The sequence below is a fragment of the Thiorhodospira sibirica ATCC 700588 genome (genome assembly GCF_000227725.2).
Taxonomy (GTDB): domain Bacteria; phylum Pseudomonadota; class Gammaproteobacteria; order Ectothiorhodospirales; family Ectothiorhodospiraceae; genus Thiorhodospira; species Thiorhodospira sibirica.
This window is the reverse complement of sequence record NZ_MU255056.1, coordinates 483,867-499,085: the sequence shown is the minus strand read 5'-3', so window position 1 is coordinate 499,085 and position 15,219 is coordinate 483,867. Positions and strand designations below refer to the sequence as shown.

Annotated in this window: 11 protein-coding genes and 1 pseudogene; 5 read left to right on the top strand and 7 right to left on the bottom strand. The window is 57.8% G+C overall.

Annotated features, from left to right (window positions below):
• Window positions 1–144: 144 nt before the first annotated feature.
• From THISIDRAFT_RS02440 to THISIDRAFT_RS02425, 4 genes are all read left to right on the top strand, one after another.
• A complete protein-coding gene (locus THISIDRAFT_RS02440) occupies window positions 145–3,411 on the top strand; it encodes an efflux RND transporter permease subunit (protein ID WP_006786641.1) in 3,267 nt (1,088 codons plus the stop codon).
• Window positions 3,412–3,516: 105 nt separating this feature from the next.
• On the top strand, window positions 3,517–5,577 hold the full coding sequence (locus THISIDRAFT_RS02435; RefSeq protein WP_006786640.1) for a cache domain-containing protein: 2,061 nt from the start codon (window positions 3,517–3,519) through the stop codon (window positions 5,575–5,577).
• Window positions 5,574–6,131 carry a hypothetical protein gene (locus THISIDRAFT_RS02430; protein ID WP_006786639.1) on the top strand — a complete coding sequence of 186 codons (558 nt, stop codon included), beginning with the start codon at window positions 5,574–5,576 and terminating at the stop codon, window positions 6,129–6,131. The genes THISIDRAFT_RS02435 and THISIDRAFT_RS02430 overlap by 4 nt, the downstream gene beginning before the upstream one ends.
• Before the next feature lie 47 nt (window positions 6,132–6,178).
• Window positions 6,179–6,700 (top strand): hypothetical protein, encoded by a 522-nt coding sequence (locus THISIDRAFT_RS02425; RefSeq protein ID WP_006786638.1) that lies wholly within the window; start codon window positions 6,179–6,181, stop codon window positions 6,698–6,700.
• A 183-nt stretch (window positions 6,701–6,883) separates the two neighbouring features.
• Here THISIDRAFT_RS02425 and flgL read toward each other — a convergent pair whose 3' ends face one another.
• From flgL to flgG, 6 genes are all read right to left on the bottom strand, one after another.
• Window positions 6,884–8,167 (bottom strand): flagellar hook-associated protein FlgL, encoded by a 1,284-nt coding sequence (gene flgL, locus THISIDRAFT_RS02420; protein ID WP_006786637.1) that lies wholly within the window; start codon window positions 8,165–8,167, stop codon window positions 6,884–6,886.
• A 15-nt stretch (window positions 8,168–8,182) separates the two neighbouring features.
• A complete protein-coding gene (gene flgK / locus THISIDRAFT_RS02415; RefSeq protein WP_006786636.1) occupies window positions 8,183–10,099 on the bottom strand; it encodes a flagellar hook-associated protein FlgK in 1,917 nt (638 codons plus the stop codon).
• A gap of 46 nt (window positions 10,100–10,145) precedes the next feature.
• Complete coding sequence (gene flgJ / locus THISIDRAFT_RS02410) at window positions 10,146–11,207, bottom strand: flagellar assembly peptidoglycan hydrolase FlgJ (protein ID WP_006786635.1); 1,062 nt, start codon at window positions 11,205–11,207, stop codon at window positions 10,146–10,148.
• A gap of 2 nt (window positions 11,208–11,209) precedes the next feature.
• Window positions 11,210–12,286, bottom strand: coding sequence for a flagellar basal body P-ring protein FlgI (locus THISIDRAFT_RS02405; RefSeq protein WP_246585412.1), 1,077 nt, complete (start codon window positions 12,284–12,286; stop codon window positions 11,210–11,212).
• A gap of 70 nt (window positions 12,287–12,356) precedes the next feature.
• Window positions 12,357–13,043: a flagellar basal body L-ring protein FlgH gene (flgH, locus tag THISIDRAFT_RS02400; RefSeq protein WP_006786633.1), complete on the bottom strand. Its 687-nt coding sequence runs from the start codon at window positions 13,041–13,043 to the stop codon at window positions 12,357–12,359.
• 25 nt (window positions 13,044–13,068) lie between these two features.
• Window positions 13,069–13,854 (bottom strand): flagellar basal-body rod protein FlgG, encoded by a 786-nt coding sequence (gene flgG / locus THISIDRAFT_RS02395; protein ID WP_006786632.1) that lies wholly within the window; start codon window positions 13,852–13,854, stop codon window positions 13,069–13,071.
• Between the two features lie 251 nt (window positions 13,855–14,105).
• On the opposite strand from flgG, the gene ruvB reads away from it, so the two are divergent.
• Window positions 14,106–15,011 carry a Holliday junction branch migration DNA helicase RuvB gene (gene ruvB, locus THISIDRAFT_RS02390; protein WP_006786631.1) on the top strand — a complete coding sequence of 302 codons (906 nt, stop codon included), beginning with the start codon at window positions 14,106–14,108 and terminating at the stop codon, window positions 15,009–15,011.
• Here the strand turns inward: ruvB and THISIDRAFT_RS15155 are convergent.
• A pseudogene (locus THISIDRAFT_RS15155) lies at window positions 14,960–15,219 on the bottom strand (IS91 family transposase); the annotation flags it as partial. The gene ruvB and the pseudogene THISIDRAFT_RS15155 overlap by 52 nt on opposite strands.

The window sequence follows — 15,219 nt, the reverse complement described above, 5'->3', positions numbered from 1 at the left end:
GCTTAAACCAGGCGAACGCAAGATGCACCTGCCTGTGGCGACACCTTCCAGGTGTCGCTTAAACCAAGCGAACGCAAGATGCGTCCGCCACGATTGATCAGTCGTGAGTGCCGAGCGAGGGCTCGGCGCTCCCGTGGGGGGAATATGGGTATTTCGGGGCGCGTAGCCAAGGCCTTTTTGACATCACAAATCACGCCCTTGCTGGCCTTAGTCGGGCTGTTGCTGGGATTGTTTGCGATTCTGATCACACCGCGTGAGGAAGAGCCGCAGATTAACGTCACGCTGGTGGACGTGTTTATCCCCTTTCCAGGGGCGAGTGCGCAGGAAGTGGAGCAGCTGGTCAGTATTCCGGCACAACAGGTGTTATCCGAAATCGAAGGGCTGGAGCATATCTATTCGGTTTCACGTCCAGGGATGGCGATGGTCACGGTGCAATTCAAGGTTGGACGCGACCGCACCGAGGCCATTGTCGGACTGTATAACCAGATCTATTCCAATCAGGATTGGTTGCCTCGCGGGCTGGGGGTTGGTCAGGCCATTGTCAAACCACGCGGCATTGATGATGTGCCAATTTTTACCGTGACCCTGTGGACCGAGGATCCAACGCGGGGCAGTCATGAATTGTTGCGCGTAGCCCATGCCATTGAAACCGAACTCAAACGGGTTCCGGGAACGCGGGATCTCTACACCCTCGGCGGCCCGGATCATGTGGTGCAGGTGCTGCTGGATGCACACCGCCTGGCCGGTTATGGCATCACCCTGGATGATCTGCGGCGCGCCCTGTCGGCGAGTAATGGCTCCTATGATGCCGGAGTCTTGATCCGCGATAACCTGCAAATCCCCGTGCAGGCAGGCACCTTTCTCAGCACGGTGGAGGAAGTGGCACAGCTGGTGGTCGGCGTCTTTGAACGCCGTCCGGTGTATCTGGGCGATGTTGCCGAGATCGTACACGGGCCGGCCCCGTCGCATCAATATGTCAGCTTTGCACACGGGGCTGCCAGCGCGCAACCGGCGGGGCTGCTCCATCCGGCAGTGACCATCGCTGTGGCCAAACAGCCCGGCATGAATGCGGTGGATATCTCCCAAGGGCTACGCCAGCGCCTGGAGCAATTGCAAGGCACCTTAATCCCGGAGGGAGTGGAATACACCATCACCCGCGATTATGGACAAACCGCCAATGAAAAAGCCCAGCATCTGATCAAAAAACTGATCTTTGCCACCAGTGCGGTGGTGGTGCTGGTGTGGATTGCGCTGGGCTGGCGTGAGGCCTTGATTGTCGGCACCGCCGTGGTGATCACCCTCGCCCTGACGCTGTTTGCCTCCTGGGCCTATGGCTTTACCCTCAACCGGGTTTCACTGTTTGCGCTGATTTTCTCCATCGGTATCCTGGTCGATGATGCGATTGTGGTGGTGGAGAATATTCACCGTCACATGCAGCTCGGCGAGAAAACCTTGCTGGAGGCGATTCCGCTGGCGGTGGATGAGGTCGGCGGCCCCACCATTCTGGCCACCTTTACCGTGATTGCGGCACTGTTGCCGATGGCCTTTGTCACCGGCCTGATGGGGCCGTACATGAGCCCGATTCCGATCAATGCCAGCATGGGAATGCTGATCTCTCTGGCTGTGGCCTTTATCGTCACCCCGTGGATGACCTACAAACTGCTGCGCCGCCATGCTCACGCCCACGCTGCCCCGGCGGGAACAGCCCCGGAACATGGCCATGCGGGGGGCGGCGAAGCGGCCTCGGATCGCCTATATGCCATTGCCAATGCCATCATCGGGCCGTTTCTGCGCGGCGCCTGGGCGGCCAAACGCCGCCTGCTCTTGTATTTCAGCATCCTGCTGCTGATTATCGCCTCGGTTTCCTTGGTGTATTTTCAGTGGGTAGTGCTCAAGATGCTGCCCTTTGATGATAAATCCGAGTTTCAGGTGGTGCTGGACATGCCCGAGGGCACCACGCTGGAGCATACCCAAGCGGTGCTGGCGGAAATGGGGGCCTATCTGGCGACCATCCCGGAGGTCACGGATTATCAAATCTATGCCGGAACCTCGGCACCGATAGGCTTTAACGGTCTGGTGCGTCAGTATTATCTGCGCAGCGAAGCGCATCAGGGCGATATCCAGGTCAATCTGATCCACAAAGATGATCGCAGCCTGCAAAGCCATGTGATTGCCACGCAGGTGCGCCCAAGCTTGCATGAAATCGCCCGCCGCCACGGTGGACGGGTCAAGGTCGTCGAAGTGCCGCCCGGCCCGCCGGTGATGTCACCCATTGTCGCCGAGATCTATGGCCCGGATTATCAGGGACAAATCGCTGTGGCCACGCAATTGCGCGAGGTCTTTGAACGCGGGCGCGGGATTGTGGATATTGATGACAGCGTGGAATACCCCGGAGCACGCTATATCCTGGAAATCGACCGGCAAAAAGCGGCCCTTTTGGGGGTGGCGCAAGACAGCATCGCCCATGCCGTGCAGGCGGTATTAAACGGCGAGGATGTCAGCTTTTTATATGACAGTCATGTGAAATATGCCGTGCCCATCCGCCTGGATTTCCGCTCACAGGACAAGGCCAGTCTGGATCAGGTGATGCAGCTTAAAGTGCGCGCACAAAACGGGGCGATGGTGCCGATCGGCGAACTGGTGACGGTGCGTGAAACCACCCGTGAGCAGAGCATTTTCCACAAAGACCTGCTGCCGGTGGTCTATGTGTTTGGGGATATGGCCGGTGAACTCGACAGCCCCTTATACGGCATGTTTGCCTTGTCCTCGGAGCTGCGTGATATCCCCATGGTCTATGACAAGCCGCTGGAGCAGTTTTTCATCCAGCCGCCCGAGGATCCGGCGTTTTACAGCCTGAAGTGGGATGGCGAATGGCAAGTGACCTACGAAACCTTCCGCGACATGGGAATTGCCTATTCCGTGGGACTGCTGCTGATTTATCTGCTGGTGGTGGCGCAGTTTCGTTCCTATGCCGTGCCCTTGATTATCATGGCGCCGATTCCCATGACCATCATCGGGGTAATGCCTGGTCATGCTTTCATGGATATCTTCTTCATGGACGCCAAGTTTACCGCGACCTCCATGATCGGCATGATTGCGCTGGCGGGGATCATCGTGCGCAACTCCATCTTGTTGGTGGACTTCATCAACGATGAGGTGCGCCGTGGTCAAAGCATTGAGCAGGCGGTGATCAACGCCGGTGCCGTACGCGCCAAGCCGATTATTCTCACCGGCCTGGCGGCGATGATCGGGGCCTTCTTTATTCTCGATGACCCGATTTTTAGCGGCTTGGCGATTGCCCTGATCTTTGGCATCTTTGTCTCCACCGCGCTGACCTTGATCCTCATCCCGGTCTTGTATTACAGCTATGTGCGCACGCGGCTACACTTGATCACCGCCCGTGCAGACTAAGCGGTGGCGGCATCTTTGAGATGCCGCTGCAAAAAAAGCGACACCTTCCAGGTGTCGCCACTAAAGGTAGGGTTGGGGCACGATCCAAACTAGAGCACACGAAACATGAAAGTCGGTTTTAAAAGCGTTATTCTGGTGTTGTTCAGTCTGTTGCTGGTGATCACCGTCTCGGTGGTGGCGCTCAACAGCTATTATCAGGCGCGTTCCGGCGTGATTGATCTGAGCAGCCGGATCATTGACAGCACCGTGGATCAAATGCTGTTACGCATCAACAATCTGGTCGAACTCACCGGCAATCGCTTGTCGATGCTGTCTTTGGTGGTGCAGGATAAAGATCTCATCGCCGAACATGAGGAGGTCATGGCCTTACTGTGGACCTTAAACCAGCGCTCGCCTTTTTATCGCGCCAGCTATATCGCAGACCAACACGGCAATTTCTTGCAGGCGCGCAAACAGCCCTATCAACTTACCCGCATCAATTACTTCAGTCAGGCCGACGGCTATGAAGAATGGATTTACCGCGATCCGGACTATCAACCGCTTGCGCGCATTACCAAAGCGCTGGACTACAATCCGCGCGACTGGCCCTGGTATCAGGCGGTTTCTACTACGCCCAAGCCCCACTGGAGCGATGTCTACACCCTGCAAGATGGCGAAGGGCTGGGCATCACCATCTCCTATCCAATTCTGGACAGCGAGGGGCAACTCAAAGGGGTGGCCGGAATCGACATCGGTTTGGCAGATCTCAACCAGTTTCTAAGCGAATCGCGTCTGGGGCATTTATTCATCATCAACGGCGCAGAAGAGGTGCTCGCCAACTCCCAAAATCTGGCGCTCAGGAGCACCCAGCGGGATGAATCCATTCTCAAACTGGCGCACATCAACCCGCCCTGGATTGCCCAGGCCTGGGAGGCCGTCCAGGCCCAGCTCAACAGCGCACCCAGCAGCGGCGGGGCGGTGCTCAATCTGACGCTGGACGGCAAGCGCTACTTCATCAAAGCCTCGCAGCTTACCCGAGGCTTTAATCAGGACTGGTATCTGCTGGGCATCGTGCCCGATTATGAGGTGCTGGCAACCATCAACCGGGGGCTGTACACCTCGCTGATGCTGGCCCTGATCCTGCTGATTGTGGCCACCTACATTGTCTATGTGATTGCCAACCAGTTGACCCGCCCCCTACAGCAAGTGGTCGCTAACACCGACCTGATGGAGCAGCTGCGCTTTAATGAACTCAAGCCGGTCAATGCCCCGTTCAATGAGTTTCGCCGCCTCGACAGCTCGATCAAAAACATGAGCCGCAGTCTGGTCGCCTTTAACCGCTACGTCCCCACCGCGCTGATTCGTCAGCTTCTACACACCCAACACGAGGCCAAACTCGGCGGCGAGGCGCGCCCACTCATCTTGATGAATAGCGAAGTGACCGAGCTTAAACGGCATAGCCGGGGCATGCAGACCCAGCAGAAAATCACCTACCTGACCCGCTATCAAAACGAAATGTTTCAAACCGTTGCCCAACACAGCGGCATCATCGACAAATTCATTGATGATCGTATCATCGCCTTCTGGGGTGCCCCCTTTGCCGATCCGCAGGATGCGCGCAAAGCCTGCACCGCCGCCCTCGACGCTCTCAAGGCCGTGCAGACACTCAATCGCAGCTGGCGAGAACAACAGTTCCCGGAGATGGCCATCCGTATCGGCTTGCACACCGATGAATGCATCGTGGGCAATTTTGGTTCCGATGAATATATGTTTTATTCGGTGCTCGGCGATGGCGTGGCCATCAGTCACTGGCTGGAGCGCCTGAACAAACGCTATGGCACGCAAATCATCATCAGCGACGTTCTGCATGCCCAGGTCAGCAAGGACTTCTGCTTTCGCTGGCTGGATCAGATCGACATGCGGCGGCAAAACGACCAGCGCGCCACGATGAAAATTTACGAACTGGTCGGCCCCCTGCCCGAAGGCGTACTGGCTGCCCCCTGTCAGGAATACATCAACCGTTATGAAGCCGCCCTGACGCTGCGCTACATCGACCACAAACCCCAGGCCGCTCTGGAGAAATGTCTGGCCTTACAGGAAAGCTATCCCCAGGATGCCGCCGTCGCCTGGCAGATTCAAAGCCTGCGCGCCCAGCTCTCGCCAGCTACTGAGGGAGCCACGCCATGATGAATCCCAAACAGGTCGATAATGCGCTCAGCTGCTTTGAAACCATCCACACCTTACAGGCGCAAAATACCGCCAATATGGCCAAACGCCTGAATTTTCTCTATCGGGCCACGTTTTTGGGCTTTGCGCTGGTGATTGGTGCGTTGTTTTTCCTGATTTTGGTGATGTCAACGCAGATGAAGCACATGAGCCAGGTCAGCTCCATCATGAACACCCACTTCACACAGATGAACAAAGACATGGACGCCATGCTGCTCGCCATGGCGCGCATGGACCGTGACGTAGACAGCATGAGCGCCATTGTGCGGCGCATGGACAGCATGAATCAAAGCGTCGCCCACATGAGCGGCGATATGCACACGATCTACGCCCACATGGGCGTGATGGAAGAAGACATCAAAGGGCTGGCCTCCTCGGTCTCAGAGATGCGCGAGTCCTTTCGTATCATGGATGCGCAGATGGGCATGATGACCCGTGACGTGCAACACATGTCCAAGCCCATGCAGATGTTCAATCAATTCATGCCCTGGGCGCCCTTTAGTCCCATGCGTTAAGCGCGCAAGGCTTTTCCATTACCCGCTGCAGGTCACCTCATCACACCATGCAACACCGAGACGAACTAGCCCACATCCTCCACCGCCTCAAGCAAACCGAGGAAAGCATTCGCGCCACTCAGGCCATTGACGCAGGTCTGGCCCGGCGTACCCAGCGCCTGTTACAAATCGTATTTTTGCTCATCGGCCTGGTCGCCCTGGTCAATCTGTATTTTGTCAGCGACCTGGCACAGGAAACCCAGATCATCATCCGTAACATGACCACCATGTACGAACAATTCGGCGAAATGAGCGAACGCATGAGCGGCATGCGCACCCATGTAAGCGCCATGGGCCAAAACATCGCCCTGATGCCGGTCATGGTGGATCAAATGGACATGATCAGCCGCAACATGCTCAGCATGGAACACGACGTCAGCGGCATGCGCACCCACATGCAACACCTCACCGGCCATGTCCACGTCATGTACCAAGACATCCACACCATGAATCTGCTGTTTCGCGATGTCAACGGCAAACTCGTCCACATGCGCTACTACGTCGGTCACATGTCAAACGTCGTACCCTGATTTTTATAACCACCGCTTGGAACGCCGTCCTTGGGAGCCTGAGCCCCAGCTCGGCATCAAAACGTAGCGGCATCATCTTGATGCCGCAAAAAGAAAGCGACACCTGGAAGGTGTCGCCACAGCGAGCGCAAGATGTGTCCAGCACAGCTTGCGACGGCTAAAAGCCGCCGCCACTTCGTGTGTTTAGAGGTAGTTGAATAAGGACAGTCGCTGCACCTGGGTGTAGGACTGTTGGGCGGCTTGCAGGCCGGTCATTTGCAGCTGGAAGCGGCTGATGGCCTCGGCGTAATCAAGGTCGCGGATTTCCGAGAGCGTGGTTTTGAGATTCAGCAGCAGGTTGTCGTGAATCAGGCGCTGTTCGTCAACCGCTTGCAGCCGGGTACCCTGGGTGGCGCGGATGCGCAGGGTGTTTTCTTGCGCGTTGTCCAGGCGTTGCAGGCCGTGGTTGAGGGCGTTCATCTGCCGGGCCTGGGAGACTTCATCGGTGCGCGGGGCTTCCAGGGCTTTGGCGATGTCTTCAAAGATCTGGAACATGTCTAGATTTGCTGATGGCCGCACCACGAAGCTGTCACCGTCTGCGGGTTGGCCGCTGACGGAGAACTGGATGCCGTTGAACTCAATGGTGCCGTCTTCGACGTAATCAGCAGGAAAAGTTAATGGATTTCCATCTGGCCCAAGAATAGCGCCAGCTGGGTCTCGCGTAACTTCATAAGTTCTTGCGCCATTAGCATCTACACTGAATGTCACTGTATATGTATCTGCATTAGCATTCCATTGCACCGGATCAACTACCGACCCCACGCCGACAATGCCGCTGCCGGTATTTGGTAATAAGCTACCTGGATTAGCAAGATCAGGAATCCCCGCATCAATGGCAAAGGTACGATTGCCATCCCGGATACTCATGAACACCGTTTGACCGGAGTCACCGATAGCAACACGGCGGGTCGGGCTGATTTGCACTTCGCGCTGTTCGTTGCTTCCCAGATAACGGATCGGCTGCTCGCTGTCGGGTACGTTATTGGCGGCAAAGGGCAGTTGCAAGGTGTTGTACCCGGCAAAGATGTATTCGCCGTTGGCCTCGCGGGTGTTGGCGAGTTGCACCACATGTTTGGCGATCTGGCGCACTTCTTCGGCCAGATAGCCTCGGGTTTCATTGGTTTGCGTGGCGTTCATGCCGGTAATGACAATCTCGCGCACCCGGTGCAGGGCATCGCCTACGGAGCTTAAGGTGCTTTCGGCCAGGCGCAGGCGCTGTTCGGCCATGGAGCCATTGCGCTGATATTGCTCGGTGCTGGCGATGCGGCTTTCAAATTCGAGGGTTTGTACCGCGCCGCTGGGGTCATCGGAGGGCGTTAAAATACGCCGCCCGGAGCCGAGTTGTAATTGGGTGCGCGATTGTTCGGCTTGCTGGCGCTGAATCGCTTCGATCCCGGTGTTGTATATCTGGAAGCTGGAGATACGCATGATGGCGGCCCTCGCTTAGCGCCGAACAGCGGCAATTAAGGTGTCAAAGATGGTGTTGGAGGCGGCAATGATCTGTGCCGAGGCCTGATAGGCCTGCTGGAAGCGCAGCAGATTGGCGGCCTCTTCGTCCAGATTGACCCCGGATTTTTCTTCGCGCTGGGTGCGTGCCTCTGCCAGCAGGCGTTGCTGGGCCTGATGGGTGATTTCGGCCTGGCGGGTTTTGGTGCCAACCTTGGCGACGATGTTGCCGTAATCAGCCTCAATCGAGGTGGTGCCATTGGCGAGGAAGCGCTTGCTTTGCAATTCAGCGAGCATCAAGGCATTACGGTTATCACCCACTTCGCCGGGGTGCGGAAGGACAAATTCATCGCCATTTTCGGGGGTGCCGGAGAGCGTAAGGTTAATGCCGGTGCCGTTGATGTTCGTGAATATAAATGCGCCGGTATCTGGATCAATGGTAGGGGTTATCGGCGTAGGAACCGGGTCACCACTGATTTCAAAGGTAATCGCGCCGGTATTATCTACATTGGCTCTAATTACAATTGGCAACACTTCTGCGTTGAAAGGAGCAGGGAAGGTAATCCCTTCCACCACGCCAGTGCCCAGATTAGTGGAGCGTCCTGTGGCGGCAGAGGCAGCCGCCAGTTCACGCGGTTCTTTGATCAGTACGCCCATTTGACTGGCCGCATTGCGTGTGGGGCTGATGAAGAATTTGTCTGTGGCGATTAGACCCGTCGTATCAATATTCAAACCCACATGCGCAAAATTACCGGCTACCGCATCAATAACTTGTCCTGTTTGCATGGATTTCAACGTCCAGTTGCCACCCGCTTGCTCCAACACATAATCGTCCAACGTCAGATTGGCAAGATTGTTGGCATCAATGCTAACCACCGGTTTTCCTGTCCCGGTGTTCCCACGAAAGCCCTGTACATCCGGCTCCGGTAATTTGAAAAACGCCTGTCCCAGATTGCCATCCAGGTCATAGCCTAGCATATGCTGTTCGTTGAAGGCGTTGGCCAGACCCACGGCGACGCGCCCGAGGTTATTCTGGGCTTCGTCTAATACCGAGCTGCGCAGATTCAGCAAGGCACCCAGGCGTCCGCCGTCCAGCACGCCGCTGACCTGAATGGTGCCGCCGGTGGTTTTCAGACCCACCTCTGGGCGGCGTGGATCGGGGCCGTTGCGGTTGACTTCCAGTTCAAAATTCTTAAAGCCCAGCACCAGTGGCTGACCTTTGCCGATAAACACGTTCACCGCGCCATTGTCCTGATCAACGAGGGTGACGCTGACCCGTTCGGCCAACTGTTGAATCAGCTGGTCGCGTTGATCCAGCAGGTCGTTGGGCTGACCTGGGGTGCCGCGCAAGGAGGCGATGCGTTCGTTGACATCGGCCACCCCTCTGGCGAGCTGGTTGATTTCATCAACATTGGTGCCAATCTGGCCTTCGACAATCTCGCGCTGCTCATTGAGGCGGGTTTGCAAAAAGCCGAAACGATGGGCCAAGGATTCGCCTTCCGAGATCAATACTTGACGGCTGGGAATGGAGGTCGGGTCGCTGGCAACATCCTGCAGAGCGGCAAAGAATTTGTTGATGCCAGGGGTCAGGCCGGTAGCCGGGTCGGCGAGCAGGTTGTCAATGCGCCGGGAAAAGCTGTAAAAGACGTTGGCGTCTTCGGCGCTGGTGACGCTGTTGCGCAGCTGATTTTCGATGAATTGATCAAATTCGCGGCGGATGTTATCGACCCGGACCCCGCTGCCGATATAAAAGGACTGCAGATGATTGGCCGGTTGCTGGGCACTCAGATCAATGCGCTGGCGGCTGTAGCCGGGCGTGTTGACGTTGGCGACGTTGTGGCCTGTGGTGGCCAGGGCGCGTTGAAAGGCGAGCAGGGCGGATGTCCCGATGCCTAAGATACCGTTGTTACTCATGGCGGCAAACCTCCGGATAGATGCAGGTGATTAACATAAAAAGTGCTTACGCATTATCAGCTTGAGACTCAAGCGCCGAGAGGGTTTGCGGCAATGAGCCTCGATTTAAAATGTTCAGAATTTTGTTGGCATAGGCCGGGTCCGTGGCATAGCCCGCCCGTTGCAGTCCGCGCAGATAGGCCTCCGGGTCATGGGTGACTTCCAGGGCGTGGCGATAGCGCGGGTTGCTTTGCAGAAAATTGACATAGTCCTCAAAGCTTTCTGCCGGGCTTTGATAGGCGCGAAAATTGGCGCGCTGGCGCTCAAAGGCGCCGTTGACGTATTCCAGCGTGGAGACATTCACACGCTCTCCCTGCCAGCTGCGATCGGCCTTGATCCCAAAGAGATTAAAGCTGCTACGGCCATCTCCGTGGCGCATGATGTGCCGTCCCCAGCCGGTTTCCAGGGCGGACTGGGCCAGCAAGACCTCGGGGTCAACGCCTAAGCGTTGCGCGGCCTGCTGGGCATGGGGCCATAAATCGCGGATAAATTCCTCGGCGTTTTGTGGGCGCCAGTTGTGATCCAGTACCGGGGCATCGGTCGGCGCGCTGACCGCCGGTCTGGCGCGGCGCGGGTTGGCAGCGGCGGCGACAGGCTCTGGACGCTCAGCGGCGGCGGGCCGTCCCCGTTCCCGTACCGGGGCAGGGCTGAGGGCGGCATCGGCCTCGCGGGCGGCCTTGATGGTTTCCAGGGCGGCGCGCAGGGCAGGGACCCGTTCGGTGGGCATCCGTAGTTCCCGATCCGGATCCAGGGCGGCCTGATGATGCGGCGCTAAATCGCGGGCCAGGGCCTCGCGTAAACCGATGCCGCTGCCTTTGCTCATATCCAGGGCCAGCTGCTGGTCATACATGCTTTCAAACATCTTCAGATGTTCGCTGCGCATCCCGCTGTCCACCGGCATGGCATCGCGCATGGTTTTGAGCATCATCTGAATGAACAGGGCCTCGAACTGGCGGGCAATCGCGTCGATGGTTTCCGGGCTGTCGGGCTGTTGCACCGCATGGCTGCGCAGCTGCGCAAGGCCTTGTAATTCGGTGGACAGATAGGCGCTGTCAAACTGCGTATTCATGGCTAAATCACCACCAGTTCTGCGCGCAAGGCACCGGCCTCACGCAGGGCTTCCAGAATCGCCACCAGATCACCGGGGGCGGCGCCGACCTGATTCACGGCGCGGACGATTTCATCCAGCGTAGTGCCAGGGCCAAACAAGAACATCGGGCTACCGGCTTCTTCCACGTCGATGTCGGTGCGTGGCGTGACCACGGTTTGCCCCTGGCTGAAGGGTTCGGGCTGGCTGACATCAAAGCGTTCGGTGATGGTCACGGTGAGGCTGCCATGTGACACGGCGGCCGGCCAGACGCGCACGTTATTGCCGATGACCACGGTGCCGGTGCGTGAGTTGACAATCACCTTGGCGGGTGGCTCGCCGGCTTGCAGGGTGATGTTTTCCACCACCGAGATAAAGCTGACGCGCTGGCCGGGATCCATCGGGGCGCGCACCCGGATCGAGGAGCCATCCAGCGGGGCGGCGGTGCCCTGACCGAGAAAGTTGTTGACGGCCTCAGACAGGCGGGTGGCGGTGGTGAAATCCGGGCGGTGCAGATTCAGGGTGATGCTGTCGCCACGGGCAAAGGAGGAAGGCACTTCGCGTTCAATGGTGGCGCCATTGGGGATGCGGCCCACGCTGGGAATATTTACCGATACCCGCGAGCCATCTGCACCGGCGACACCAAAGCCACCGACAATCAGATTGCCTTGGGCGATGGCGTAGGTATTGCCATCGGCACCTTTAAGCGGGGCCATCAACAGGCTGCCGCCGCGCAGGCTGCCAGCATTGCCGATGGAAGATACGGTGATATCAATGGTCTGGCCGGGCTTGGCAAAGGGCGGCAGATCGGCATGAATCGCCACGGCAGCGACATTTTTAAGCTGCGGGTTGACATTGGGCGGTACGGTAACCCCCAACTGGCCAAGCATGTTTTTCAGGCTTTGCACGGTAAAGGGGGCCTGGGTGGTCTGGTCGCCGGTGCCATCCAGACCGACCACCAGACCGTAACCAACCAGCTGGTTATTGCGCACACCGGCCACTGAAGCCAAATCCTTGACGCGCTCAAAGGCGGATACCGGGGCGGTGACTAACAGCAGCATCAGGACAGACAGCACCAGCGCGGTGTGCCACAGAGAATGAGTCGAGCGGTTCATGGTCAGGGACTCCGGGTTAAAAGGGCCAGATCGGGTGATTAAAGAAGCGGGTCAGCCAGCCTTGGCTGCTGCTGTCGGCAAGTGCGCCGGTGCCGCCATAAATCACCTGGGTATTGGCCAGTTGTGTGGACAAGACGGTGTTATCAGCGCGAATGTCTACCGGGCGGACGATGCCGCGCAGGCGGATGTATTCCTTGCCCTGATTGATGCCAATCCATTTTTCGCCCTGCACCACCAGATTGCCGTTGCCCAAGACCTCGGCGACGGTGACGGTGATGGTGCCGTCGAGCTGGTTGCTTTGGGCGGCATCACCTGCGCCATCAAAGCTGCGTGAGCCGCCAATGCTGGCGCCCAGAATCGGACGACCGTCTTTGGTAATCGGGCGGCCAAAAATCACCGGATCGGCAATCTCGACGCTGCTGTCTTTGCTGGTGCTGGTCGAGGCGGATTTGCGCGCATTGGTGCGCTCCATCAGCAAGACCTGTAAGATATCGCCCACGCGCCGCGCTTTATAATCCTCAAACAGGGTGCGTTCATTCCCCGCCTGAAAAATCGCGCCCTGATTTTGTTCCGGCGGCAGCGGGGACTGTGGTTTGATGGCGCTAAATTCGGGTGAATCGCCCCGCTGCACGGGGGTCACACTGGCGCAGCCACTGAGCCATGCCAACAGCAAGACGACACACAGCAGGTACAGGGTTTTCATGACGCAATGGCCTCGCTGGGATGGCTTAGAGGGTGTTATTGGTGTATTGCAGCATCTGATCGGCGGCGGCAATCACCTTGGCATTGGTTTCATAGGCGCGCTGGGTTTCGATCATATTGATCAATTCCTCGGCGGTATTGACGTTGGAGGTTTCCAGCGAACCTTGCAGCAGCGTGCCTAAACCGTTCAGCCCCGGCTCACCGGGCAGTGGCGCACCGCTGGCCTGGGTTTCCAGAAACAGGTTCTGGCCCATCGCCTCCAGCCCGCCCGGATTGATAAAATCAGCCAGCTGGATATTGCCGACCTCAATCGGTGCCGGATCGCCAGCGAGCTGGACGCTGACGATGCCATCCAGGCTGATGGAGCAGGCCACCGCCCCTTCAGGAATCACGATCCCCGGCTCAAGCTGATAGCCGTTGGAGGTGACCATCTGGCCGTCGCTGTTGAGCTGGAAACTGCCATCACGGGTATAGGCCACCGTGCCATCGGGCATCAGAATCTGGAAAAACCCGCGTCCCTGAATGGCGACATCAAAGGAATTATCAGTGTGAATCAGATTGCCCTGGGTGAATTGCTTTTCGGTGGACACCGTGCGCACCCCGGTGCCGATGGTCAGCCCGGAAGGCAGCTCGGTGTTTTGCGCGGCCTGCGCGCCTACCTGGCGCACGTTTTGATAGATCAGATCCTCAAAGGAGGCACGGCCTTTTTTAAAGCCGGTGGTGTTTACATTGGCCAGATTATTGGCCACCACGGCCATGCGGGTTTGTTGTGCATCCAGGCCCGTTTTGCCGATCCACAGTGATTTATTCATGGTCAAAATCCTCGTTAGGTGTTTGGTTAGATGTAAGGGTGTTGCCCTGAGTCACAGGGTTTACTGAGCTTGACAAGCATCAATGCAAAAAGCGGGCCTGATTTATAATTTATTGAAAAATAGTCATAAAAAACAAACAGAGTGCTGGAGAAACCGTGAGGAATATCGCAGGATTGGCGAAGGGTAGGGATTTCATGCCACTGCGGAAGCGGCAAACTTTGCCGCCCGCATGACCATAGATTTGACGCATCATGTCCGAGCGCCTGATAACCGCCCAACTTGCCCCTGACGAAGACGCCCTGGAGCGGCACATCCGCCCCCGACGGCTCGCCGAGTATGTCGGCCAACCGGTGGTGCGCGAGCAAATGGAGATTTTTATTCCGGCCGCACGGATGCGCGCCGAGGCCTTGGATCATGTATTGATCTTTGGGCCGCCGGGTCTGGGCAAAACCACCCTGGCGCACATCATCGCCCATGAATTACAGGTCAATCTGCGCCAGACTTCGGGGCCAGTGCTGGATCGCCCCGGTGATCTGGCGGCGCTGTTGACCAATCTGGAAGCGCGTGATGTGCTGTTTATTGACGAAATTCACCGACTCTCGCCGGTGGTGGAGGAAGTGCTATATCCGGCAATGGAGGATTTTCAGCTGGATATCATGATCGGCGAAGGGCCAGGAGCGCGTTCCATCAAGCTTGAGCTGCCGCCGTTTACCCTGGTGGGCGCGACTACCCGAGCGGGCTTGCTGACCTCGCCTTTGCGCGACCGCTTTGGCATTGTGCAGCGCTTGGAGTTTTACAGCACCGAAGAACTGGCGCGCATTGTCACCCGCGCCGCCGACATCCTGCAAACGCCGCTGCATCAAGACGCCGCCACAGAAATCGCCCAGCGTTCACGCAAGGATAGGAAATCCAACCGCCTTCACCGCAATATCCCTTCGATCCGGGTGCCTGTCAAGTCGCAACGGAAGCCCCGTCTGAGCAGCGTCGGCAGCCTATCAGGCCGAAATCGGCCCGCCAAGGGGTGGCGAGACGGTTTTTCCGGTGGGCGATGGGTTGGGTTGTGGAAAGCGGGCAACGGTGGGGCTAGCAGCCCAAGGGAGCTGCTTTACCAGGACACCCGCTGGTCGTACTCGCACTCCGGCGCGGGCTGGGCGTAGGGATCACCTGCGGAACCTGCCTCAGCAGCGATGGCATGCTCCGTAGCGTCCTCGTACCACTCCGGCGGACCCCGCGCCTGGGCGATACGGGGCGGAGTGGCGGGTTCGCCGATGTGCTCCAGGATGGCCCGAACGTCCACCGCCTCGGTGATGAAGGCGAGAATCCGCATCTCGGCGCCGCACTGCGGGCAGGTCAACGGAAACGCCT

Coding starts and splice junctions, on each gene's coding strand:
- flgH (WP_006786633.1), bottom strand. CDS start 13,043: ATGAAAACCCTGTACCTGCTGTGTGTCGTCTTGCTGTTGGCATGGCTC.
- THISIDRAFT_RS02425 (WP_006786638.1), top strand. CDS start 6,179: ATGCAACACCGAGACGAACTAGCCCACATCCTCCACCGCCTCAAGCAA.
- flgJ (WP_006786635.1), bottom strand. CDS start 11,207: ATGAATACGCAGTTTGACAGCGCCTATCTGTCCACCGAATTACAAGGC.
- THISIDRAFT_RS02435 (WP_006786640.1), top strand. CDS start 3,517: ATGAAAGTCGGTTTTAAAAGCGTTATTCTGGTGTTGTTCAGTCTGTTG.
- flgK (WP_006786636.1), bottom strand. CDS start 10,099: ATGAGTAACAACGGTATCTTAGGCATCGGGACATCCGCCCTGCTCGCC.
- flgL (WP_006786637.1), bottom strand. CDS start 8,167: ATGCGTATCTCCAGCTTCCAGATATACAACACCGGGATCGAAGCGATT.
- ruvB (WP_006786631.1), top strand. CDS start 14,106: ATGTCCGAGCGCCTGATAACCGCCCAACTTGCCCCTGACGAAGACGCC.
- flgG (WP_006786632.1), bottom strand. CDS start 13,854: ATGAATAAATCACTGTGGATCGGCAAAACGGGCCTGGATGCACAACAA.
- THISIDRAFT_RS02430 (WP_006786639.1), top strand. CDS start 5,574: ATGATGAATCCCAAACAGGTCGATAATGCGCTCAGCTGCTTTGAAACC.
- THISIDRAFT_RS02405 (WP_246585412.1), bottom strand. CDS start 12,286: ATGCTGCTGTTAGTCACCGCCCCGGTATCCGCCTTTGAGCGCGTCAAG.
- THISIDRAFT_RS02440 (WP_006786641.1), top strand. CDS start 145: ATGGGTATTTCGGGGCGCGTAGCCAAGGCCTTTTTGACATCACAAATC.